A 23,709-nucleotide genomic window follows, 5' to 3' on the forward strand; every position below is an offset into this window, starting at 1 on the left:
AACTGAATGGCCCATGAAGAACTGCACCTCAACCTCCGAAACCTGAGGCTTGATGACTACGATCAGCTTCAGAAGCTTATGGATCGGGTATACGACGACATCGGAGGCTCCTGGCCGAAGGACACCATCAAGGCATTGGTGGAGCAGTTCCCCGACGGCCAGATCTGCATTGAGGAAAGTGGCCAGCTTATTGCGGTTGCGCTGACGGTTTGCGTTAAGTACGAGCGTTTCAGCAACCCGCATACCTACGACGATCTGATCCTCCGCAACGAAAAAATCTGGCACAACGCCAATGGCGACTCCCTCTATGGGCTGGATGTCTTTATCCACCCAGACTATCGGGGCTACCGCCTGGGTCGTCGACTCTACGAAGCGCGAAAAGAACTCTGCCGCTCCATGAACCTGCGTGCCATCCTGGCGGGCGGGCGGATACCGAGCTACTTCAAATACGCCGAACAGTATTCACCCGAAGAGTACATTCAACGGGTCGATCGGAAGGAAATCTACGATCCGATTCTGAGTTTCCAGCTCTCGAACGATTTCCAGGTTACGCGGTTGATGCACAAATACCTGCCCGAGGATGAGAAATCCCAGGGCTACGCGACGTTGCTGGAATGGCGGAACATTCTCTATACCCCACCTTCCCCGGTTCTGAGCGTCAAGAAAACTCAGATAAGGCTGGGCGCCGTGCAGTGGCAGATGCGTGAATTCACCTCGGTTGAAGAGGTGCTCGAGCAGGTTGAGTATTTTGTGGACGCCTTGTCTGATTACAAAAGTGACTTCGCCATCTTCCCCGAGTTTTTCAACGCGCCGCTGATGGGACTGACCGATCAGATGGACCAGACCCGGGCCATCCGTTTCCTCGCCGGATTTACCCAGCAGTTCCGGGAAGAGATGTCTGAAATGGCGGTGAGCTACAACATCAACATTATCACCGGTTCCATGCCGCTGATCGAAAACGATCGGGTGTATAACGTGTCCTATCTCTGCCACCGGGACGGTCGTGTTGATGAGCAACGCAAGATTCACATCACGCCCCACGAACGCCGCGACTGGGTGATCGAGGGCGGCAACCAGTTTGAGGTCTTCGAGACCGATGCCGGCCGGGTCGCCATCATGATCTGCTATGACATCGAATTCCCTGAACTGGGCCGTATTGCTGCCAGCCAGGAGGTTGATATCATAATGGTGCCGTTCTGGACCGACACCAAAAACGGCTACCTCAGGGTTCGTCAGTGCGCCCAGGCCCGCGCAATCGAAAACGAATGCTATGTGGTCGTCACTGGTAGCGTTGGCAACCTGCCGAAAGTCGAGAACCTGGACGTCCAGTACGCTCAGTCTGCCGTATTCTCACCTTCGGATTTTGCCTTCCCGCACGATGCAGTTATGGCGGAAACCACGCCGAATACGGAGATGATCATGTTCTCCGATATGGACCTGGAAAAGCTGAAACTGGTGCGTAACGAGGGGTCTGTCACTAACCTGAAAGATCGTCGCGTTGATATGTATGAATTGAAGACCAAGTAAACTGGCCCGATCAGCCAGGTGAAATTGTTAAATAACTGCGTTAGCGGTCGATCGTATGGCACTGATGGCGTTGCAAAACTAGAATTCAGTGTCTATTGTTTAACCAATATCCAGCCTGTCTCCCAATGAGACAGGTTGCTGTGGATACGGAAATCACCAGAGAACCCGATTCATGAACGAAGCATTGCCGGACCTTGTCGCGCGATTCCGAGTCAGACAGGGCCTTTTTCGGAAGGAACTTGTCGAAGCCGCCCTTTATGAGCTGGACGGCTACGGTTGTGTTATGAAAACCGACAAAGTGTTCAACCCCGGTGATACCGTGGTGCTGGATCTCGTGATGGACATGCCGTTCGACAAGATCCGCGCAGAAGGACTCGCCGGGCTGGTGACCGAACGCAGAAAACACTGCAGTAATTTCTTCTATTCAATCGATTTTGTAGAGCTCGACTCCAACGGCAGCTCGTCGCTGGCGGAAAAGCTCCGCAGGATCCGGGAAGTGCTATCCAAGAAACAGTCGCTCAAATCACGTCGTTCCCCAGGCTCCATGTCCGGTTTCCGGCAGATGGCCTGATATTGATTTTCGTTGAAACCTGCCCGTAAGGAGACATTCCATGGCGAAGAAAGCCAAACAGAACGTTGATAAAATCGTGAAAAAGGTCAACAAGGAGTTCGAAAAGACTTCTTCCCAGATCGAAGGCCTGGTGAACGATGCGCTGAAGCAGTTCGACAGCCTGCAGAACCAGGTTCAGGAGCCTGTTCGCAAGCTGCTCAAGGAAATCGACGAGCTTCGCGACCGCGAGATGAAGCGTTTCCACGAAGAGTTTGAGCGTCGCCTGGAAGAGTTCCATGAACTGCAGAGCAGCATTCTCGAGCGGCTTGGCGTGGCTTCCAAGGAAGCGGGTGAAGAGGTCAAGAAGCTCACAGATGAAGTGAGTAAAGAGGCCAGCACGGCAGCCAAGAAATCAGCGCCTAAGAAAACCGCCAAAACAGCTTCCAAAGCCAAAGGCGCGACCAGCAAGCCTGCGGCGAAAAAGCCGGCTGCGAAGAAGCCTGCAGCCAAGAAAGCACCAGCTGCCAAGGCTGCAAAGCCGGTCGACAAGAGTGACCTGACGCTGGTTAAAGGTATCGGTCCGGCCACCGCCAAGAAGATGAAGGACGCTGGCATTACCTCCATCGACCAGATCGCCAATCCGTCTGCCGAAGACCAGGAAAAGCTCAAGGCCTTCTCAAACGTCAAGGGATACAGCCAATTCAGCGCTGAAGCCAAGAAAATCGGCTGATGCGAACGCCTGACCAGCCTGTTTTACGGGACATTGTCCTGATTGGCGGCGGGCACAGCCACGTCGGGGTACTCAAGCGGTTCGCGATGAACCCTGTTCCCGGCGTGCGCCTGACCCTGATCTGCCGCGACACCCACACCCCCTATTCCGGCATGCTGCCGGGCTACGTGGCCGGCCACTATAGCTACGACGATGTCCACATCGATCTGAGTCGCCTGGCGGAATACGCTGGCGCGCGCTTTTACCGGGCCGAAGCCATGGGCATCGACCGGGATCGGAAGCGTGTTATCTGCCGCGGTCGCCCGGATGTGCCCTACGACATACTGTCCATCAATATTGGCTCGTCGCCGCGGGTCAATGAAGTGGAAGGCGCTTCCGACCACGCGGTTCCGGTGAAGCCGATCACCGGCTTCAACAACCGCTGGCTTGCACTGCTCTCCCGTATCGAGAATCACGACGGGCCGCTGGCGGTTGCGGTGGTTGGCGCTGGCGCCGGTGGCGTTGAGCTGACCCTCGCCATGCAGTTTCGACTGAAGAACGAACTGAAACAGCGCGGTAAAGATCCCGGTCAGCTGCATTTCCACCTCTTTGACGCCGCCGACGAAATTCTGCCAACCCACAACCCCAAGGTGCGTGAGGTTTTCCGGAAAACCCTCTCGAATCGTGGTGTGAAGGTCCATCTGGGATCGCCAGTCAGCAAGGTTCAGGAAGGGTTATTGATTACCGAATCCGGCGAAACCCTGCAAACGGACGAAGTGCTCTGGGTAACCCGGGCTGGTGGCCCGGAATGGCTCAAGGACACAGGTCTGGCGCTGGACGATGGTCTGTTCCTGAGAGTACGCGATACCTTGCAAGTGGACAATGACGATAGCATTTTTGCTGCTGGCGATATTGCCAACGTCATGAATCACCCCCGAGAAAAAGCGGGGGTATTTGCGGTACGACAGGGACCTCCCCTCGCCGACAACCTCAAGCGGCTTGCAACCGGCAAGGATCCGAAAGATTTTCATCCTCAGAAGAAGTGGTTAGCGCTAATCAGTACCGGGGACAAATACGCTGTGGCCTCTAGGGGAGATCTGCAGTTCGACGGCGCCTGGGTCTGGCGCTGGAAAGACTGGATCGATCGCCGCTTCATGAAGAAGTTCAATGATCTGCCTCCAATGGAGGAAGAATCCAGACTGCCGGATACGGCTGCCGCACAGAATGCCGAGGAAGCCTCCCAGGCCATTTCGGCGGTTGCCATGCGTTGTGGTGGTTGTGGCGCCAAGGTGGGCAGCACCGTTCTTTCGCGTGCACTGGGAGAGCTGAAACCCATCGAGCGGGACGATATCCTGATCGGCCTTCACGCCCCGGACGACGCCGCCGTTTTGACAGTACCGCCCGGCAAAGCCGTGGTCCACACCGTGGATTTCTTCCGAGCGTTCATTGACGACCCCTACATCTTTGGCAAGGTGGCGGCCAATCATAGCCTCGGTGACGTCTTTGCCATGGGCGCCGAAGCCCAGAGTGCCACGGCCGTTGCCACGGTGCCTTACGGAATTGAATCCAAGGTTGAGGATGTCGTCTATCAGATGATGTCTGGTGCTGTTGAAGTGCTGAACGAGGCAGGATGCGCGCTGGTTGGCGGGCACACCGGCGAGGGCAAGGAACTGGCCCTGGGCTTTGCAGTCAACGGCCTGATCGACCCGGAAGAAGTCATGAGCAAAGGTGGCCTGAAAGCGGGCGATGCCCTGATTCTCACCAAGCCCATCGGTACAGGCACCTTGTTTGCCGCTCACGCAAAGCTGGCGGCCAAAGGTCGGTGGATTGATTCTGCACTCGCCTCCATGGTTCAGTCCAATAAGGCGGCAGCAGACTGTCTCAGGAAATTTGGATCAAAAGCCTGTACCGACGTTACTGGCTTCGGCCTCCTCGGGCATCTGGTTGAAATGACCAAGCCCTCGGGTGTAGATGCCGAACTGGATCTTTCTGCCATCCCGATCCTTCCGGGCGCGGAGGAAACAGCGGCAGCAGGGATTCTCAGTTCCCTGCAACCAGCAAACATCCGCTTGCGCCGGGGTATCCGGGATCAGGAAAAATGGGTAAATCATGCCCGATATCCCCTGATTTTTGACCCTCAAACGGCGGGTGGTCTGCTGGCAAGCGTTGCGGCGGACAAGGCAGAGGAGTGTGTAAGGGAACTGAAAGCCCTGGGCTATCCCCACACCGCCATTATCGGGCGAATTACCGCCCAGGACGAGACCGGACCGATCGAGCCCATATCCCTGCGGGATTAGTGCCTCTCTGAGCAGCGTTGCACCGCCTGGCGCAGCGCCTGCTCGAGCGCCGCCTGCTCTTTCTCCGGCATGAAATGCCCGGCAAGCTGACTGACTTGATGCTTGAGGGTGCCCAGAAATTCCGGATCCTGCTCTACTTTGTAGAGAAGATCGGCCAGGGCGCGTTCCTTCCCGACCGGAAAATAACCAGCATAATCGTTGCCCAGAAGCCCAACATTCCCGGGGATGTCCGAGGCGATCACCGGAAGACCGGCGCGGCAGGCCTCCGATACCACGTTCGCGCCACCTTCCATCACCGAGCTGATCACCATTACCAGGCTATCGGCCATCAACTGCCGGGCATCGCCTTTATCTAATTCCCCAAGCCACTGGAAGCGAGGATTACTCGCCATCTCCTGTTCCGCTTTGGCGCGCCAATCTTCGTTGTAAGCTTTGCCAGCGCAGACAACCTGAATGCGGGAGTCGTCGGGCAAAAGGCGGGCTGCGTAAGCCGCCCTGAGTGAATCCTTTTCTTCTCGGAGATGGCCGATAACACAAACTCCGAATCCCCTCTCTTGCGCCTTCTTGCGTGGCTCGGGAAATGCTTCCGGCCCGTCTGCGGACTGGTAAAGTGTGGTGAGCTTGTCAGCCAACTCTGTCGGAATGTCGCGGGCGACAAGACTGTGCAGGCCGATCAGGGCATCCGCGGCCTCCATGGAATACAGGGTCTCTTCCGGAAACTCCTGCTGGTGGCGGTAGATATCCGTCCCGGTCAGCGCAACAATCAGGGGCCTTTCAGGCCAGTTTGTCCGAAACTTTCTGATGGCATCAACGCTTCGCCACGCATGGAGAGCGATAAAAGCGTCACAGGGCTCACCGTGGTATTCAGTAACCACGTCAACCGAGTGCCCGGCACTTTCCAGCAAGGTCTCCCACCGTTCCGCCGTTGCCCGGTTTCCTGCTTTCGAACCCGGCTGAGCGGGTGTAATCATTGTGATGCGCATAGTCTTGGCCGTGACCCAGGTGACTGAAATTCGGAATGTTCGGTCCTGAGCCAATTAAACCCGCAAACCGTATAGCTGTTCAGAGTTAACGTAAATCAAGGTATCCTGCAAGGCACCGGGGAGCCCCAACTTCCCTTGAGTCACATTCCACACAGTCTGGCAAAGTAAGGAACTCCAATGGCCCTTAATCTAATACGGAAATTGATGGTTTCCAGTCTTTTCTGTTTTACCGCAGCTTCGGCCACGGCTGAAACCTTCGTGTTCACCGCTATACCTGATGAAGACGAAACCAAGCTGGTCGAGAGATTCAAAGGTGTGGCCGATTATCTCTCCCAGGAACTGGATGTTGAAGTAAGGTACATCCCGGTTAAATCCTACGCAGCCGCAGTGTCCGCGTTCCGTAACAATCAGGTTCAGCTGGCCTGGTTTGGCGGGCTGTCCGGTGTTCAGGCGCGTCGGCTGGTTCCCGGCTCCGAGGCCATCGCCCAGGGCGTCGAGGATGAAGCATTCCAGACCTACTTTATCGCGAACACCAGCACCGGCATCGAGCCTGCCGACGAACTCTCCGCTCTGGAAGATAACCTGAAAGACAAAACCTTCACCTTCGGCTCGAAAGGGTCCACTTCCGGTCGTCTTATGCCCGAGTTCTACATCCGGGACGTGTTCGGCGCCCAGCCAGACGACTTCTTCTCCCGGGTTGGTTTCAGCGGCAACCACACGCGCACCTTGCGCCTGGTTGAGGCCGGCACTTACCAGGTCGGCGCCCTGAACTTCCAGGTTTGGGAAAAAGAACTGGCGGACGGCAACATCGATACCGATGCCGTTCAGGTCATCTGGGAAACACCGCCCTACCCGGACTACCAGTGGACCATTCGTGGTGACGTTAACGAGCGTTTCGGTGATGGCTTCAAGGAGCGTGTAACCGAGGCTCTGCTGAACCTCGACGATCAGGCGCTGCTCGAGAGCTTCCCCCGGTCCGGATTCATTCCGGCCTCCAACGATGACTACGAGCCCATTCGCAAAACTGCGGAAGAGATTGGAATCCTGGACTGATGTCAGGGTTTGATCTTTCAGGCCTCACGGCCTCTTTTGGCGGCGAGCGGGTCATTGGCCCGCTGTCGCTGAAAGTCAATGAGGGAGAGCAGGTTGCCCTCGTGGGTAAGAGTGGTGCTGGAAAATCCACGCTTATCCGGCTGATTCATGAAAGGGTAAACCGGGAATCCTCGCTCGTTCCTCAGGACCTGGGCCTGGTGAATGCCCTGCCTGTTTTCCATAACGTGTTCATGGGGCAACTGGATAAACATTCCACCTGGTACAACACCGTTACCCTGATCCGCCCGTTTTCAAAGAATCGCGACGAAGTGCGTGAACTGCTGAAGGCCCTGGGTATGCCTGAAAAACTATGGCTACCCACCGCGTCGCTCTCCGGTGGACAGCGTCAGCGTGTCGCCATTGCACGCGCCCTCTATCGTAAGGCGCCCGTACTCCTGGCGGACGAGCCCATTTCAGCGCTCGATGGACCGATGGCTCATCTGGTGATGGAACTGCTTAAAGAACGTTTCCAGACCAGTGTGATCGCGCTGCACGATGTGGAGATGGCGTTGAAATACTGCAGTCGCATTGTCGGCATTCAGGACGGTCAGGTTGCGCTGGACGAATCCAGCGAGCGCCTGTCGGCCACCGACATCACGTCGCTGTATTAGGGAAACGGCCACGCTCATGTTCTCTTCCCCAACGGTCCGCACCAGCTTCATTTTTGTGGCCGTCGCCATTGTTGGCCTCTTGTTCGCAGACATTGCGATTACGGCGTCCAACCCATGGCGGGACCTTGGTAACTTTTTCCTGGGGGTTCTGACACCCAACTTCTTCAGCAGCGAAGGGCTGATGACGGCCCTGCTGAGAACCGTTGCCTTTGCGTTTGTCGGGGTAGCCCTGGGCAGCGTTTGCGGTTTCCTGCTGTCATTGGTTTACCGTTTCCTGCCCGTGCGCATCTTCTGTGCGTTTATCCGGGCCATCCACGAGCTGTTCTGGGCCCTGATCTTCCTTCAGTTTTTCGGTTTTCATCCGCTGACTGGTGTACTGGCAATTGCCATTCCCTACTCCGGGATCTTTGCCAAAGTGTATTCCGAAATCCTGGATGAGACGGACCCGGAGCCGGGACGGTTGTTGCCCCCCGGCACCGGTACGATAGCGGCGTTTCTTTACACCCGGATCCCCGATTGCTGGGTTCAGCTTCGTACCTATACGGCCTATCGGTTGGAGTGCGGCCTCCGTTCCAGCGCCATCCTCGGGTTCGTGGGCCTGCCGACACTCGGTTTCTATCTGGAAACCTCCTTCTCCCAGGGGCTCTATTCAGACGCCGGCGCCATGCTGATCCTCTTCTACGTGCTGATTGCCACCATGCCTCTCTGGGTCAGGCCCAGACTTCTGCCCGTCTATATCCTCGGGGCGCCCTTCTTCCTTGGCGATGGCCTGCCGATTGTCTGGGGCAATGTGGCCCGTTTCTTTACCGAGGACATCGTTCCCAGCCCTCTGCGAAATGGTGAAGGGGTCGCCGGCCTGATCCCATGGTTCAACGATCTTATGATTAACGAGGCCATGCCCGGTATCTGGAATACTGTGATACTCACTCAGATCGCCCTGGTCGCAACGGGCATCCTGACGCTCCTGGCATTCCCTCTGATCTCCAACCACTTCGGTGGCCCGGTTCGGCGCACATCGGGGCATATATTTCTGGTCATAGCCCGCTCAACACCAGAATACATCCTCGCCTACATCCTGCTGCAGCTCTGGGGTCCCTCAATGCTGCCAGCTGTCGTCGCGCTCGCGCTCCACAATGGCGGGATCATCGGCCATCTGATTGGCCGCCAGACCAACGGCATTCGCCTGCGGCCCGATGCACCAACCGGCTTCAATCGCTACAGCTGGGAGCTGGTTCCGCGGGTGTATCGGTCGTTCCTGGCGTTTCTGTTTTACCGGTGGGAAATCATCATGCGGGAAACCGCGATTCTCGGCATACTGGGCATCTATACCCTCGGCTTCTACGTCGACAGCGCCATCCAGAACATACGGTTTGACCGGGCTATGGTGCTGATCCTCATCACGGCCCTACTGAACATCGGCATTGATACCCTCGGCCGCTATATTCGCCGCAAGCTGGCCTTGCAGACCATGCCCACCTGCTAACCCGCAATGCGATCCCCATCACAGTTCCGTCATTTCGGCCAACGCTAAACCGGTAATTGGCGAACGGTTGGCGGTATTGTGCGGATACATTCCGTTACACTCTGATCACCTATTGCAACATTCAGAGTTCTGGTGATGATGGTTAACGGGTTGATTCTCTTCATTCAGGTCGGGCTGCTGGCGCTGCTTGTCCTGTTGGCTGTGCGGGTTATCTCGCTGGTGCGTTCCGAACCCATCGCAGTCGGTCGCCAGGAAATCTGGCCAGCAACGAAGGACACGGTAGCTACCGACCTGCCCTCAAACAATTCCGAATGGCCGGTTGCCAGCAGAAGGCCGGTTCCTGAAGCTGCTCCGGACCGGGCTGAGCTCATCACCCGATTGCACATTCTGGCTGGTCTCCAGGAACGGGATTGCCGCGTAAAGGGTCTGGTGCTAGCGACCGCACCCGATGCGGTCAAAGCGTATGCCACGGCTTGGCTGTACGGTGCCGGCTGCGCCCTGAGCGACAAAAGCAGTCGGCATTCCGAGGCACTGGCCGGGATCGTTGCCCAGACCATCAATCGAAAAACAGGGATTCGTCAACCGGAGGCGATGCAGGCGATCAGCACATTAACAGACAGTGCGGTTTATCTGGCTTGTTTCCGGGCGGGTCTGGAAGGTGCGGAGTTCTGGCGATACAACCATTTCGTACCGCCCACGTCGAGTCTTTACGACGCCATTACTGCCAACGCGTTTATTTAGCAGCCTGTCTGTTTGCGGTTTCAAGTACCCAGTCGGTACCCAGGGCAACGGGTTCCGCATGATCCTGCTCGTCCACTCGGGTTCCGGTTATTTCAGGCCGGCTGAAGCCGCCATCATCCGTATTGGCCATGCTGTCCACATCCACGGAACGAACCACATAGGTTACGCCACCGGCCAGCACTTTCGCACGATGGGTCAGACCGAAAACAAACCGGCAGTAATCAAGCTTTAGCTGAATCAGATCCTGTTCGGCTTTGCGGATTTTTCTGAGCAGAACCTTCTGAACGCTATCTCCGTAATCCATCACGTTGTCCCTGCAAATGGCGATGAGATGATTTTACACAATCCCGTACCGTTGTCAGCCGACCAGTTGCCGGTTCAGCTGTCCCGGTGCTATTCGGCCTGGAAAACCAGCTTAACCGGGATGTTTTCGATGAGTTCCTGGCCCTGTTGCAGATCAATGCGCCAGGTCATTTTGCCATCCACGGTGCAAAAAGGGGCTGTGAAACGGGCGGAGTACTGGTTTTCCGACTCTTTGCCGAGGGGCACCGGGTACTCGCCCATGTACATGGACTCGCCCCGGAGAACAGCCAGAAAGCGTTCCGGACGTTCCGGTGTAGCAACGGTTAGCTGGTATTCGGTGCCCTGAGCGCCCACGCCCATGGTGTTGAGGGCAACCTGCCAATCTCCGGAACCATTTGACCATTGGCACGGACCGCTTTCCAGCAGATCACACTGAACAGTCTGACTTTCTCCGCCGGACGTTTCGCCAGTGTCTCCTAGCAGGCGCCAACCGAACACACCGGCAACAACCACGGCCAGAATCAATCCTGTAACAGCAATCGCGCGTAACATAACCGCTTCCCGAACAAACCTGGCCGGCATTATGGGGTTTTCTCCGGCCGAGGCAAAGGTTTCTAAACTGGCGCTACTCATGAGAAAATACTGCGCCTTCAATTCGACCCATTCTGACCACAGGACACGCCCGTGCAGCCGGATATTTCCGTTAAGCACCTGAGCAAGGTATATGGCGACGGTTTTCAGGCCCTGAAAGACATTAACCTGGACATCCGCCGTGGCGAGATCTTCGCCCTCCTCGGCCCCAATGGCGCTGGCAAGACCACGCTTATCAGTATCATCTGCGGTATCGTCAATGCATCCTCCGGACAGGTAACGGCCGCCGGTTACGATATTGTCAAAGACTACCGCAAGGCCCGCGAGACCATCGGCCTGGTGCCACAGGAACTCAACACCGATTCATTCGAAACTGTCTGGAATGCCGTTTCCTTCAGTCGTGGGCTATTCGGCAAGGCGCCGAAACCTGCGCACATCGAGAAAGTCCTGAAAGATCTTTCTCTCTGGGACAAGCGCAACAACCGGATCATGTCTCTCTCCGGTGGCATGAAGCGCCGCCTGATGATTGCCAAGGCGCTCTCCCATGAGCCCCAGATACTGTTCCTGGATGAGCCCACGGCCGGCGTCGACGTTGAACTGCGCCGGGACATGTGGGAAATGGTACGCAAACTTCGGGAACATGGCGTGACCATCATCCTCACCACCCACTACATCGAAGAAGCCGAGGAAATGGCGGATCGCATCGGTGTCATTCGCGGTGGCGAGATCATTCTGGTCGAGGACAAGGCCCAGTTGATGACCAAGCTGGGCAAGAAAGAGTTGCGACTGCAGCTGCAGCACAAACTGGACAAGGTGCCCGGTGAACTGACTCTGGAGCCGATAGAGCTGTCAGAGGATGGTTACGAGCTGATATACACCTTCGACTCCCAGCGAGAGCAGGCAGGGGTAACCCGATTGCTCCGCACGCTTGGCGATCTCGGTATCGAATACCGAGACCTTCAAACCCGGGAAAGCTCCCTTGAAGAGATTTTTGTCGGCCTGGTGCACGAGTAAAACTGCCGGCTATTCTGGAGAAATGCATGAACCTGTACGGTATCCGCGCAATCTACAATTTTGAAATGGCCCGCATGAAGCGCACTGTGATGCAAAGTGTGCTCTCGCCGGTTATCTCCACCTGCCTGTATTTCGTGGTGTTTGGCTCAGCGATTGGCTCGCGGATGGGCGACATCGACAACATCGCCTACGGCGCTTACATCATCCCCGGCCTGGTGATGCTGTCGCTGCTGATGCAAAGTATTTCGAACGCCTCCTTCGGCATCTACATGCCCAAGTTCTCGGGCACGATTTATGAAGTGCTCTCTGCCCCGGTCTCCTATGTGGAAGTGGTGCTGGGCTATGTCGGTGCTGCTGCCACCAAGTCCATCATTCTTGGGCTTATCATCCTGGCGACCGCCAAGTTCTTTGTCGACTACGACGTATTGCACCCCTTCTGGATGCTCTCCTTCCTGGTGCTTACCTCGGTGACCTTCAGCCTGTTCGGTTTCATTATCGGCATCTGGGCCGACGGATTCGAAAAACTTCAGATCGTGCCGATGATGATTGTCACACCGCTGGTTTTCCTTGGCGGTACTTTCTATTCAATCGACATGCTGCCAGAGGTCTGGCAAACGGTGAGCCTGTTCAATCCGGTGGTTTACCTGATCAGCGGTTTCCGTTGGGCGTTTTACGGCGTGTCTGACGTTCATATTGCCATCAGTGTGGGAATGACCCTCGTATTCCTCACGGCCTGCATGGTCGGCATCTGGTGGATTTTCAAGACCGGCTACCGGTTGCGCTCGTGACCTGCGCATCAAGCCCGGTTCGGGGGCGGAAGTCTGGGCCCTCCTTGCAGCCAGCTTATTGCTCTACGGCTGCTCCTCGGGCATTGCAGCACCTCAGGACGGCCTGCCGGTCGTCGAGGCCTGCTTTGTGTCTGCGTCGGGCGTGGTGCCAGTGCAACTCGAGATTGCCAGCACTTCCGAGCAACGCCAGAAAGGACTGATGGGCCGTACGTCCATGGCTCCCGATGCCGGGATGCTGTTTAAATACCGCGAGCCGAGATCAGCCAGCCACGGATTCTGGATGTACAAGACCCTGATTCCCCTCGACATCGCCTACCTGAACGAGGATGGCAAGATTGGCAGCATTCGCAAGATGGTGCCCTGCCCCTCGGCCAGCGGCTCCGGTTGCCCCACCTACCCGGCCGGTGTGCCATTCATCGAGGCCGTGGAGATGAACGCCGGCTTTTTCCTGGAACATGGAATCGGAACGGGCGACCGGCTTGCCATCGGAAAGGACAATTGCCCGGCAAATTAGGCCGGGCAATGTCTCAGCAACCGATTCAGCTGTCCTGCCACTCTGGCTTGCGCTTCTCCAGAAATGCGCAGATACCTTCCTGGGCATCGTTCGCCATCATGTTGTCTGCCATCACCTTTGAGGTGTACTCATAAGCGTCCTCCAGCGGCATTTCCAGTTGCCGGTAGAAGGCTTCCTTACCAATCTTCAGGGTATGGCCGGACTTGTCTGCGATGGTACGCGCCAGCTTGTAAACCATTTCGTCCAGGTGCTGCTCATCAACAATCTGATTGACCAGTCCGATGCGTTCAGCTTTCACGGCACCAATCATCTCACCGGTCAGCAGCATTTCCATGGCGTGCTTGCGTGACACATTCCGGGACAGCGCCACCATCGGCGTGGAACAGAACAGCCCGATATTGACGCCAGGCGTCGCAAACCGGGCGGTATCGGCCGCCACGGCCAGGTCGCAGCTGGCCACCAGCTGGCAGCCGGCGGCGGTCGCAACACCCGCCACCCGCGCAATGACTGGCCGGGGCAGGTTCACGATCTGCTGCATCACCTTGCTGCACTGGTTAAACAGGGCCAGCTGGAATTCATGGCTATCAAACTGCTCACGCACTTCCCGGAGGTCATGGCCGGCACAAAACACGTTGCCATGAGCCGCAAGGACGACAACCCGCGTTTCCGAATCGGAGGCGATGATCGCCAGCTCTTCAGACAAGGCCTCGAGCATGGCCATGGAAAGGCTGTTTTTCTTCTCCGGCTGGTTCAGTGTAAGCGTGGTAATGCCATTTTCGCTGTACTTGTGCACCAGCTCTTGTGTTTGTTCAGTCATGTGGACACTCCATTTGAATCGTTGCTGCACCGGGCATTCTGGAATCTTACCCAGAGTATTGCTGACTGCGTCTATACTGTCGAAGCGACTTTTGTAGGATGCTCAGTTTTCAATTCGTTGCGGTTGTTATAGACCTCTGCTGCCCATAGGCTGTTGGTAGAAGCCAAAACTGCAGAGAGGAATAACGCATGTCAAAATCAATGATCCTCAAAGCCATCTTCGCTATCGCGGTTATCGGCGGAGCAGTCTTCATAATCGTAAAAGACGAGCCAGCAACACCAACCGGCGACATCAACAGCATCCAGCCGCTGCCGGAACAGGACAACCCATAAATTAACCGAACCACCACACCGGAACAGGCGAAGCCACGTTGCAGACGACCAGAATCAAAGGACTGACCATCGCAGCTCTGGGCGTGCTGTTTATCGTGCCCGATGCGTTGCTGGTGAAAATCACCTCCGTGGATCCTGTGGTCTTTCTGTTCTGGCGCGGCCTGTTACTGGCGATCAGTTTTTTTGTGATCAGCTGGGCGCGATACCGTTCCCGGCTGGTGCCTGAAATTCGAAAATGCGGCCGTAAAGGCCTGTTCTGTGCCGGTGCCTTTGCCATCAGTACCCTCGGGTTCGTGGTTGGCATGAAGAACACAGCCGCCGGCAATGTGCTGGTCATCCTGAACACCGCGCCGGTCATCGCGGCCGTGATTGCCTGGGCGGTATGGAAAGAAACGCTGCCTCTTCGCACCTGGGTAGTTATTCTGGTGTGCGTCACCGGCGCCACCTTCATGGCCGTGGGCGAATTCGGCAAGGGCGACCCTCTGGGTCTGTTGATGGCCGTGGTTGCCGCCACTGCCCTGGCCTCCAACCTCAACGTAGCGCGCTCCAAACCCGACAGCGATATGAGCGTGATGCTTATGTTCGGCGCGCTGGTGTTGGCAGGTGTTGCGGCATTGCTTAGTGGTGCGCAGATGCCCTCGGCCCGTGATTTCTTCTTTATCGCCCTGCTCTGTCTGGTGTTCCTGCCCACTGCGTGCATCCTGATCCAGATTGGCCCCCGCTATATCCCGGCGGCGGAAGTCAGCCTGATGCTGCTTCTGGAAACCGTGTTCGGGTCTTTCCTTGTCTGGCTATTCCTCGGCGAAGTACCGCCAAAGCTCAGCCTGGTAGGTGGTGTTATTGTATTCTCCGCCCTGGCGGTGCATGGCTGGACAGAAGTAAGCCGGTACCGAAAAGCGCGGGTGGCAGTTGATTAACCCGGTTCCCGCGCGCGAAGATACGCGCTGATCAAAAACAAGGAACCGCAACAATGACCACCGTACCCAAGCTCACCGATGCCCTGTTGACCCTCGAGAACCGTGTCGCCACGCTTACTCTGAACCGTCACGACCTGCGCAATGCGCTGACCGGCTCAAACCTGATCGACGACATCGTGACCACCGCGGAATGGGTTAACCAGTGCGAAGACGTGTCGGTAATGGTGATCACCGGAGCGGGCTCTGCGTTCAGTGCAGGCGGCAACATCCGGGACATGGCCAACCGCAGCGGCGATTTTGCCGGCGACGTGGCCGAATGCGCCGACCGTTACCGCAAAGGCATCCAGCGCATTCCCCTGGCCCTGCAGAATGTGGAAATACCCATCATCGCCGCGGTCAACGGTCCCGCCATCGGAGCCGGCTTCGATTTGGCCAACATGGCGGATATCCGCATTGCCTCGGACAACGCAAAGTTCGGCGAAACCTTTCTTAACCTGGGAATCATTCCGGGTGACGGCGGCGCCTGGTTTATGCAGCGCCTGATTGGCTATCAGCGCGCCTTCGAGCTAACGCTCACCGGGCGGGTGATAGATGCTTCCGAGGCAAAGGAGCTGGGCATTGTTCTGGAGGTGGTGCCAGCGGACGAACTTATGAACGCCGCTAATGCCATGGCAAGTCGCATGGCCAGCCAGCCACCGAAAGCCACTCGCCTCACCAAACGCCTGATGAAAATGGCGCCGAGAATGGAGCTGAAGGATTTTCTGGATGTATGCGCCAACTTCCAGGGCATGTGCCACAACGAGCCTGAGCACCTGGAAGCGGTCAACAAAATGCTTGAAGCAATGTCGAAAAAATAGTGGCGGCGGCCAAATGGCCGCCTATCTATCAAACGGGGCTATTGCCCCGTAAAGACCTTGAGGTCGAGCTCTTTCTCCACCTGCCTTGTAATCGTCTCGTCAGAAAGACTGAAAGCCACATGGAACCCCTTTTCGGTCTCGATACCACCATCATTGATGATGGAAACCACCTGCGCAGGATCTGTCAGTTCACTGACATCTTCGACCAGCGCTATCTGATCATCTTCCGAAAGCAGACTGTTTGCCGCTTCAATCGCCGAGGAGGCACCCTGGCCGGGTGATGGCGTACAGACAATCATTCTGGCCTGCCCCACTGGCGTCACGATCAGCCGCTTGGCTTTCTCGATGGGATCGTTCACATAATCTGCGATTTGCTTACCGATAGTTTCAACTTCGGCCATGGCGGTTTGTCTCCTCATGCGGAAAGCATTGAGTTAAAGCTTACGCCGGGGGTGGGAACGTCGATCACTGCGCTGCTTGAGTCGTCAATTTGGATGGAGATTGAAAAAAGATATCTCTCAGGTTATGTTGCCAATTTTCTTGCGCCTGCCCTGGAATATTTCGGAAATATAGGCACTTAGGCGATCTTTCTAATGCCGGGTGGAATATATAGAACCTCGAACCAGCCTGGAGTATTAAGTTTTTTATGAAGCAGTTTCTGCCAAGCGTCGTTCTCACAGTTTGTCTATCACCATACCTCGCGGCTGAAACCAATAGATTACCCGAAGGCTTCACAAAACCTACCTTCAGCTATACACAGATCGGTTTTCAGTATGGCTACATCGATCTGAAAACGGAGATTCCTACCACTGATGGAACCTACGACAAGCTCGACGCTGTCGAAATCACTGGTTCTTATCAAATTGCACAGAACTTCTTCATTGGAGCGCATTTCCGTCGCGCCGACGAGAAAAAGCAGCGTTCGAAAGTGGAGATCTCCTCTGGCGCTTTATTTCTGGGAATGCCTCTGGATGCCAGCGAAAAGGTTGATGTCATTCCGACAATAGGTATCGGCGAATTTAATACTGAAGCATGTGGTGTCACTCTATGTTTTTCAGATAGCGATACGGCAGCTGTATTTGGAGCGCAGCTTCGCGTTTTTGCCATACCCGATACCCTGGAGCTAAAGCTGGGCGTCCATGACAACACACTTGAAGGTTCTGATCCCTACTACACGATCGGCCTGGCCGGCTGGGCAAAGCGCCATCACCGCTTATCGTTTGAATACACCGATGCGGAGGGAATTAGAGGATATGGGCTTGGCTACGGTTTTAACTGGTGAATCAACAACGAAAGAAAAATCTCTTGCTAGATTCACGTTCGTGACTTACACGGTCCCGGGAGTAAAAAACAAAATTGCCGCTTCGCCTGTCGACGCACTCTTACGGTGGGAGAAGCTGACGGTGGCGGCATTCACCCGCCACCTTAGAGTTCTGTCAATAACTGTGCGCCAATGCAAGGTACTCAATTATGAATACGGACTTCAGTTTCAACAGTCGATTCGATTATGGTCTGGATCTCATTATAGATATCCGTGTCAACTTCCGGTGCTTCAATTGATATGATTAAAGCGTATCTAGCAGTCTTGTTGAATGACTCAAGCTTTGTTCTAGTTCTCCACCATCCCATAGCAGGGTAAACCGCAATTACCCCTCTCTCTGATAGCTCGATAGCACTACCGCGCCATACATCTTTATGTATTGAGCCTCGATGCCTGTATTCGCCAAAAAGCCAATTGGGATCTCCATTCCCAACTGTTGAATTCCCCTGTTCAGCACTTTGAGCTGCGCGTGACATTCTAGCCTTGAATGCATCCGTGGACTCAGTTGGGCGCTTTACATCGAAGCGAAGTTGATGGCTCGGGTAACGATATTTACTTGAGACATTGCGACTGGAAGGATTCGGCTCCACGAAATACGACAGCGTAACCGTCATCCTAATCTCTGTATCACCCAAAGATGCCAAAAGATCTTTCGGCCACGGCAGTTCATGCAAATTCATGTCTTTGGTTGATGGGGATTTTCCCTTCTTTTTTTCAAAGGGCTGAATATGGTCTTCTACAACCATAACAACAGAATTTTTTAAGCTACTAAGCGCACGATTTACGCTTGGAGCGCCAAAACCAACACAACGGGCTAAACGCTTGGCATTATGCTTGTCTGTTTTCTTAGGGTCGGTGAACTGCTCCGTCATTGCATCGGTCCATTCGGCCGAATGGATCATCAACGCCCTTACAGTCTCAGGCCATAGATTTGGATATTCGTGCAGAATCTTTGCAGAAAAATTCGCTGCCAAGGCAGTTGCAGCGCTTGTTGCTTCGAATGTTGAGAAGTGCCTCTCTGAAATGTCATGGTTTGTAGTTAGAAGCTTGAGACTATTTAGGCCTGCACAGCTATATTATCCTTCCCACATTGCCAGCCTCGAAAACAACCTCAGGCTTTATCGGCATCGAGTTTTCCCAGGTGAGTGATGTCGTACTATACGGGCTCAAGCCTCCATTTGGAGCTACTGGCTCATAGTTGTCAGCCCCTAGATCATCAATAACCACCTTTCTTGTGTACCCGCCCACTGTAATTGCATTCCAAGCTTGGCCTGGGTCGTGAATATCTTGTAACTCATTATGAGAGGGGTAACCCATTAATTCGGTTAAGTCATCGCCGGTGTTTCCTGCACACACCAGCATAAGTCGGGGAAACCGATTTTCTCCCAAATAGTCAGAGCAAAGGCTGTCGATCGTGCTTGACCAAGCCGATGGCCGTCCTCTATCCCTTGAATCGGTAGCAGACAATGCCATGACATAGACACGATTCCGATCAAACGCTTGAATTTCCGGCAGTGAAACCCCTTCCGCTGTAATTACTCCATGGTGCCTGCCCTTATTGTCCCCGGGCGATCTGATTAGCTTGACCCCTTCCAAGCGCCAATTCACCTCGAGATCCTCTGTGGTCTCAAGCGCCGTCGTGAGGTCACCCCATACAGAGAGGCCGCTCATTCCCGTTCCATGGCCGTCTTCATCATTAATGATCCATGACGGATCAATGACATGTCGATCATCGGAATCAAGGACAGGAGAGATTAATGGATGCCCGGAGTTGATACCGCTATCAAGAACACAAATGAAAGGACTGTTTTCATTGTTTGTAAACTTGGTTCTTTCCAGTAATTCGGTTACCCATTCCGTTTGTTCTTCTCTGCCCATTGCATCAAAGAACTCTGCTGTCTCTTTAGCTCGTCTAATCTCGGAAATCTTGCTCATTAATAGAGAGCTTTGAGATAACTTTGACTTGGTGCAGTGGGCCAAAAGCACTGTTCGTTCAGGAAACTCCAAAGTGCTGTCAGAAACTTCGATCCCAATTGAAACTGCAACTTTTTTAAAGTCGTGGACTACAGCCGTTCTGTCATCTAGAACAGGCAGCCATATCTCCCACCAAATTTCTTGTTGGCCGTCTGTTGGTAAGGCCGAATCGTCGTCGTTCCAAAGTTCGTTAAATGCTGACTCTCGTATAGATTCGATCGCATCTATGAGCGTTCTGTTATCTCGAGGACCGCCTTTACGATCCTTACGCCCCTCTAGGTAGTCTTTAATCTTTTTCTCAAAAAATCCGATCTTATCAATGGGAACAAAAACGGTAGCGGTAACTTTATCGTCATGATACCGCACATTTAGTAATTCAAGTTTTTGTCGTGAGTCAGCCAGACTCTCGAATGCAAGCTCAACCCCGGGGAAGCTATCAAACGTCACTTGAAGGCCGATAGATGACTCTAGCTCGTACTGTTCTGCCTCTCGAACTATTGCAGGCTTCGATTCTTTCACACGATTAAGCTGGGAGGAGAGGCTTGCGGCTTGTTCCATTCGATTTCGTTGCGGAACATTTTTGGCAGTGACTACCTTCCTTGGATATGTGTATTTTTCAGGTTTGCCAGTACTACCGAGAATTATATGCTGCCGTCCATCCTTGATGCGGGGCATTTACAGCTCCTAACTTTATATTGATTTTCTCATCTCTCGACGATCAGTTATAGCATCTTCCAACATGCTATCAGTGACTTTGTTATGCCCGTATATAAGAGTTTCCTTCAATGCCTCATCTGCGACCCTAACAACTTCAGCATTACTAAGCCCCTCGCAAAGGTCGGGAAGCTTCGACCACTGGAAATCTTTCGCGACATGACCAGCTAATCTCCCCTTAAACAACCTTACTATTTCATCTTTACTAGGCATTGCATACCTGATTACATCATCGAAACGCCGAAAAAGTGCGCTATCAAGAACCTCGATGTGATTTGTGGCGCATACAATTAGGCTATTGGAATGGTCTTCTTCGATCATTTGAAGAAAGCTATTCAAGATTCTTCGGGCTTCACCAACGTCATTCCCTCCTTGGCGCTGCGAACCGAGAGCATCAAATTCATCAAAAAAATATACGCCTCGAACATTTGATATTGCATCAAACACCTGGCGAAGCTTTGCCGATGACTCACCCATAAATTTTGTTATAAGTGAGTCAAGCCTAACCTGAAATAGCGGGTAATCAAGTTCACCGGCGAGCGCAGACGCCGTATAGGTCTTCCCCGTTCCGGGCGGACCAACAAGAAGCACTCTTCTCCTTGGGTGTAGTCCGTGGTCCTTTAGACGACTCATAAACCTTTGCTCTCGAACAATTCGGTCCAGTTGATATCTCACTTTATCCGAAACGACCAGGTCAGAAAGCCTGTTTTTAGGATGGGAAGCAACTAAAAGACCTGATTCATCCGAAATACTTTTAGCTATTGAAACCGAAGCCTTTCGGAAGGAATTTTTCTTCGCCCTTTGAACAATGTCCCTGAGTTCTTGAGCCAATTTCCCATGGCCGCTACGAGCTTCATGCGCAGCAACTTGCAGTGCTATGGACACAAAGCGTTCGTCATCATTCTCAAGATGCGACTTAACCAATGCTTTTAAGTGCTCTGAACTTGCCATAACGTTACACGCTCTGTATGTGGTGCTCGTTTGCTAAATTAGATGCTGGAATGATAGTGAAGATCTAGGGCGTTGTCTCATTAAATGGATCTGAATGTGCTGAGCAATGCCGCAAGGTGACTACCTTATCTCTAAATCCAAAAACTCAAGGCGGCAACTGGAACCGCTGACTGTAGTGGGGCATTGATTTTATTGGTGCTCCGGGCCGGAATCGAACCGGCACGACCTAACGGTCGAGAGATTTTAAGTCTCTTGTGTCTACCAATTTCACCACCGGAGCATTCGGGGGAGGTTTTGACGGGCAGAATTGTATAAGTCTGCGTGGGGTAACGCAATTCGGATTCTGCCCGCACTATCAGGCTGCCGGGCTGGTCTCTACCGGGTTGATCGCCCTGCCCTTATAAATGTATCCCGCGATTTTCGGGGCCTTGGGGATGTAGAGGTTTTCCAGCTCCTGGATTTCAAAGCCGGCGTGACGGATCAGGTCTGCGATGTGTCGGTTCAGGTGGCAGCCGCCGGCCAGCTTTTTCCAGCCCGGGGTAATGCGGTTTTGCCATTTCCTCGTGTCATCGTGGGGCGATTCGCCGTGTTCCAGGAACAGGAGTTCACCGCCGGGTTTGAGCACTCGGCGCATCTGTTGAAGAGCGGCATTCCAGTCGGGGATCGTACACAGGGTGAAGGTCAGCAGAACGGTGTCCACGGAGTTGTCGTCCAGAGGGATTTTCTCCCCGGGCAGATCCAGCCATTCAACCTTTATTGGAGTTTTGGCAAGGTTGGGCTGGGCCTTTCTACGCATGCCTTCTGAGGGCTCCAGGCCGTACACCATATCGACATTATTGGCGTTGTAGAACTCCATGTTGATGGCCGAGCCCATGCCCACTTCCAGAACCACACCTTTGGCATGGGGAACCACCTGGCTACGAAGTTTCATCACCTGGCCCATTGAGCAAGCCCGGTCTATGATGTGAGGCAGTATTCTGTCTTCGTAAAAGCTCATCGGCATCACCATAATTGTTTTAAATCAAGGGTGCGACAATCGGCCCTATCGAAACTGCTAGCTTATTTAGTAGCATAGTAACCATCTGCCGGTAATAACAATATAACAATCAGAGCTAAGGCAGCGGCTGAACGGGTTCGCTGGGCCCGTTTGTTATGATGTGATCGTTACCGGAGGGTTCCCATGGAACTTGATCCTCTCATCCTATCGCGAATCCAGTTCGCGTTCGTGGTGTCATTTCACGCCATTTTTCCGGTGTTTACCATCGGCCTCGCTTCCTACATCGCGGTACTCGAAGGCCTGGCCTTCAAAACCGAGAATCCGTTGTGGGTGAAGCTCTCTGCCTTCTGGACCAAGGTGTTTGCCGTGGTGTTCGGCATGGGGGTGGTATCAGGCATCGTGATGTCGTTCCAGTTTGGTACCAACTGGAGTAACTTCGCCCAGGCCTCTGCCAATTTCCTTGGCCCAATCCTGAGTTATGAGGTGGTCACGGCGTTCTTCCTTGAGGCGGCGTTCCTCGGCGTGCTCCTGTTTGGTCGCGACAAGGTGCCCGCTGGTGTTCACCTGTTTGCCGCTATCATGGTTGCCACCGGCACCTTCATTTCGTCGTTCTGGATTCTCTCGGCGAACAGCTGGATGCAGACTCCGGCCGGCACCGAACTTCGCGACGGCGTGTTCTACGTGACTTCCTGGAGCGAGGCGATCTTCAATCCCTCATTCCCCTATCGCTTCGCCCACATGGCATTGGCTTCTTTCCTTACCGGTGGCTTTGTTGTGGCCGGCGTGAGCGCCTGGTACCTGTTGCGCGGTCGCGAGGTTGAGGCCAACAAGAAAGCACTGTCCATGTGCCTTTGGCTGTTGCTGTTCATTGCGCCCGCCCAGGCAGTCCTGGGGGATTTCCACGGCCTGAACACTCTGGAGCATCAGCCGGCCAAGGTGTCAGCGATGGAAGGCAATTGGGAAACTTCCCGCAATGTGCCTCTGTTGTTGTTTGCCATTCCCGATCAGGAAAACCAGCGCAACCTGTTTGAGATTGGCATTCCCAGCCTGGCCAGTTTCATTCTCACCCACGAATGGGACGGCGAGGTTCCGGGCCTGAACGAAGTGGCTGTTGAAGAGCAGCCGCCCGTCGCGATCGTGTTCTGGTCCTTCCGGATCATGGTGGGTATTGGCTTGCTGATGATCGCCTTCGCAGTCACCGGCCTGGTTTTGAGGGCCGGAGGACGGTACTGGCGCACCAGCTGGTTCCTGCAGGGTATGCGCTTTATGAGCATTGCCCCCTTCTTTGCGGTGCTGACAGGCTGGTTCGTGACCGAAACAGGCCGGGCACCCTGGCTGGTGTACGGCCAGATGATCCAGGCACAGGCATTGACTCCCTCACTGACGGGCGGCATGGCATTGTTCACACTCATCGGCTATATCGTTGTGTACGCTCTGGTGTTCTCTGCCGGCGTGTATTACCTGATGCGCGTGCTTTATGTCGGTCTCGAAGACCACGATGAAGACGAGCACGAGGCCGAACGGCCGAAGCGTCCGTTCTCCGCCGCACACGTGCCTTTCGAAATCGATCACGACTCCGGCGATACTGTTGGTACTGCCAAGCCAGTAAACCAGGGAGGTCACTGA

Annotated in this window: 25 protein-coding genes and 1 tRNA gene; 16 read left to right on the forward strand and 10 right to left on the reverse strand. The window is 54.5% G+C overall.

Annotation, left to right across the window (positions count from 1 at the left end):
• Positions 1–6 precede the first annotated feature (6 nt).
• The 4 genes from HP15_RS08585 to selD all read left to right on the forward strand — a co-directional run bounded on the left by HP15_RS08585 (position 7) and on the right by selD (position 5,083).
• Positions 7–1,527, forward strand: a complete 1,521-nt coding sequence (locus HP15_RS08585) for a carbon-nitrogen hydrolase family protein (protein WP_008171577.1) — start codon at positions 7–9, stop codon at positions 1,525–1,527.
• Positions 1,528–1,699: 172 nt separating this feature from the next.
• Positions 1,700–2,098, forward strand: a complete 399-nt coding sequence (locus HP15_RS08590) for a hypothetical protein (protein WP_008171578.1) — start codon at positions 1,700–1,702, stop codon at positions 2,096–2,098.
• Positions 2,099–2,138: 40 nt separating this feature from the next.
• On the forward strand, positions 2,139–2,807 hold the full coding sequence (locus HP15_RS08595; protein ID WP_014577104.1) for a helix-hairpin-helix domain-containing protein: 669 nt from the start codon (positions 2,139–2,141) through the stop codon (positions 2,805–2,807).
• A complete protein-coding gene (selD, locus tag HP15_RS08600; RefSeq protein ID WP_014577105.1) occupies positions 2,807–5,083 on the forward strand; it encodes a selenide, water dikinase SelD in 2,277 nt (758 codons plus the stop codon). The genes HP15_RS08595 and selD overlap by 1 nt, the downstream gene beginning before the upstream one ends.
• Here selD and senB read toward each other — a convergent pair.
• Positions 5,080–6,066 carry a selenoneine biosynthesis selenosugar synthase SenB gene (gene senB / locus HP15_RS08605; protein WP_041645219.1) on the reverse strand — a complete coding sequence of 329 codons (987 nt, stop codon included), beginning with the start codon at positions 6,064–6,066 and terminating at the stop codon, positions 5,080–5,082. The genes selD and senB overlap by 4 nt on opposite strands.
• A gap of 177 nt (positions 6,067–6,243) precedes the next feature.
• On the opposite strand from senB, the gene HP15_RS08610 reads away from it, so the two are divergent.
• From HP15_RS08610 to HP15_RS08625, 4 genes are all read left to right on the forward strand, one after another.
• On the forward strand, positions 6,244–7,119 hold the full coding sequence (locus tag HP15_RS08610; RefSeq protein WP_197476564.1) for a putative selenate ABC transporter substrate-binding protein: 876 nt from the start codon (positions 6,244–6,246) through the stop codon (positions 7,117–7,119).
• Entirely contained in the window at positions 7,119–7,769 is a 651-nt protein-coding gene (locus HP15_RS08615) for a phosphonate ABC transporter ATP-binding protein (RefSeq protein ID WP_014577108.1), read from the forward strand. Before HP15_RS08610 ends, HP15_RS08615 begins: the two co-directional genes overlap by 1 nt.
• 16 nt (positions 7,770–7,785) lie before the next feature.
• Entirely contained in the window at positions 7,786–9,252 is a 1,467-nt protein-coding gene (locus HP15_RS08620) for a PhnE/PtxC family ABC transporter permease (RefSeq protein WP_014577109.1), read from the forward strand.
• A gap of 135 nt (positions 9,253–9,387) precedes the next feature.
• Positions 9,388–9,993 (forward strand): hypothetical protein, encoded by a 606-nt coding sequence (locus HP15_RS08625; protein WP_014577110.1) that lies wholly within the window; start codon positions 9,388–9,390, stop codon positions 9,991–9,993.
• Here HP15_RS08625 and HP15_RS08630 read toward each other — a convergent pair.
• Together HP15_RS08630 and HP15_RS08635 are read right to left on the reverse strand one after the other, a co-directional pair.
• Entirely contained in the window at positions 9,986–10,297 is a 312-nt protein-coding gene (locus HP15_RS08630; protein WP_014577111.1) for a hypothetical protein, read from the reverse strand. The two genes, HP15_RS08625 and HP15_RS08630, sit on opposite strands and share 8 nt — an antisense overlap.
• 89 nt (positions 10,298–10,386) lie before the next feature.
• Entirely contained in the window at positions 10,387–10,878 is a 492-nt protein-coding gene (locus tag HP15_RS08635; RefSeq protein ID WP_081449832.1) for a hypothetical protein, read from the reverse strand.
• Positions 10,879–10,980: 102 nt separating this feature from the next.
• On the opposite strand from HP15_RS08635, the gene HP15_RS08640 reads away from it, so the two are divergent.
• From HP15_RS08640 to HP15_RS08650, 3 genes are read left to right on the forward strand one after another with little or no spacing between them, the layout of a single operon-like run.
• Entirely contained in the window at positions 10,981–11,901 is a 921-nt protein-coding gene (locus tag HP15_RS08640; RefSeq protein WP_008171591.1) for an ABC transporter ATP-binding protein, read from the forward strand.
• Between the two features lie 26 nt (positions 11,902–11,927).
• On the forward strand, positions 11,928–12,689 hold the full coding sequence (locus HP15_RS08645) for an ABC transporter permease (RefSeq protein WP_008171593.1): 762 nt from the start codon (positions 11,928–11,930) through the stop codon (positions 12,687–12,689).
• Positions 12,690–12,747: 58 nt separating this feature from the next.
• Positions 12,748–13,203 carry a DUF192 domain-containing protein gene (locus tag HP15_RS08650; protein ID WP_014577113.1) on the forward strand — a complete coding sequence of 152 codons (456 nt, stop codon included), beginning with the start codon at positions 12,748–12,750 and terminating at the stop codon, positions 13,201–13,203.
• A 25-nt stretch (positions 13,204–13,228) separates the two neighbouring features.
• On the opposite strand, the gene HP15_RS08655 is transcribed toward HP15_RS08650, so the two are convergent.
• Entirely contained in the window at positions 13,229–14,020 is a 792-nt protein-coding gene (locus HP15_RS08655) for an enoyl-CoA hydratase (protein WP_041645221.1), read from the reverse strand.
• 188 nt (positions 14,021–14,208) lie between these two features.
• Between HP15_RS08655 and HP15_RS22355 the strand changes: the two genes are divergently transcribed.
• Genes HP15_RS22355 through HP15_RS08665 form a run of 3 tightly spaced genes read left to right on the forward strand, consistent with a single transcriptional unit; the run spans position 14,209 to position 16,126 of the window.
• A complete protein-coding gene (locus HP15_RS22355; protein WP_167450411.1) occupies positions 14,209–14,352 on the forward strand; it encodes a hypothetical protein in 144 nt (47 codons plus the stop codon).
• Positions 14,353–14,390: 38 nt separating this feature from the next.
• Positions 14,391–15,269 (forward strand): DMT family transporter, encoded by an 879-nt coding sequence (locus HP15_RS08660; RefSeq protein ID WP_014577116.1) that lies wholly within the window; start codon positions 14,391–14,393, stop codon positions 15,267–15,269.
• Positions 15,270–15,322: 53 nt separating this feature from the next.
• Entirely contained in the window at positions 15,323–16,126 is an 804-nt protein-coding gene (locus tag HP15_RS08665; protein WP_014577117.1) for an enoyl-CoA hydratase-related protein, read from the forward strand.
• A gap of 38 nt (positions 16,127–16,164) precedes the next feature.
• On the opposite strand, the gene HP15_RS08670 is transcribed toward HP15_RS08665, so the two are convergent.
• Entirely contained in the window at positions 16,165–16,527 is a 363-nt protein-coding gene (locus HP15_RS08670; protein ID WP_014577118.1) for a hypothetical protein, read from the reverse strand.
• Positions 16,528–16,772: 245 nt separating this feature from the next.
• Here HP15_RS08670 and HP15_RS08675 point away from each other — a divergent pair, with 245 nt between their 5' ends.
• Entirely contained in the window at positions 16,773–17,408 is a 636-nt protein-coding gene (locus HP15_RS08675; protein ID WP_014577119.1) for a hypothetical protein, read from the forward strand.
• A gap of 182 nt (positions 17,409–17,590) precedes the next feature.
• On the opposite strand, the gene HP15_RS22860 is transcribed toward HP15_RS08675, so the two are convergent.
• The 5 genes from HP15_RS22860 to HP15_RS08695 form a co-directional block, all read right to left on the reverse strand.
• Positions 17,591–18,472: a S8 family serine peptidase gene (locus tag HP15_RS22860; RefSeq protein ID WP_264642430.1), complete on the reverse strand. Its 882-nt coding sequence runs from the start codon at positions 18,470–18,472 to the stop codon at positions 17,591–17,593.
• A 46-nt stretch (positions 18,473–18,518) separates the two neighbouring features.
• Entirely contained in the window at positions 18,519–20,096 is a 1,578-nt protein-coding gene (locus tag HP15_RS22865; RefSeq protein ID WP_264642264.1) for a S8 family peptidase, read from the reverse strand.
• Between the two features lie 15 nt (positions 20,097–20,111).
• On the reverse strand, positions 20,112–21,086 hold the full coding sequence (locus tag HP15_RS08685) for an AAA family ATPase (protein ID WP_014577121.1): 975 nt from the start codon (positions 21,084–21,086) through the stop codon (positions 20,112–20,114).
• Positions 21,087–21,279: 193 nt separating this feature from the next.
• Positions 21,280–21,366 (reverse strand) — tRNA-Leu (locus tag HP15_RS08690).
• Positions 21,367–21,441: 75 nt separating this feature from the next.
• Positions 21,442–22,083: a class I SAM-dependent methyltransferase gene (locus tag HP15_RS08695; RefSeq protein ID WP_041646210.1), complete on the reverse strand. Its 642-nt coding sequence runs from the start codon at positions 22,081–22,083 to the stop codon at positions 21,442–21,444.
• 183 nt (positions 22,084–22,266) lie between these two features.
• Between HP15_RS08695 and HP15_RS08700 the strand changes: the two genes are divergently transcribed.
• Complete coding sequence (locus HP15_RS08700) at positions 22,267–23,709, forward strand: cytochrome ubiquinol oxidase subunit I (RefSeq protein ID WP_014577123.1); 1,443 nt, start codon at positions 22,267–22,269, stop codon at positions 23,707–23,709.

Origin of the sequence: Marinobacter adhaerens HP15 (assembly GCF_000166295.1) — a bacterium.
GTDB lineage: Bacteria > Pseudomonadota > Gammaproteobacteria > Pseudomonadales > Oleiphilaceae > Marinobacter > Marinobacter adhaerens.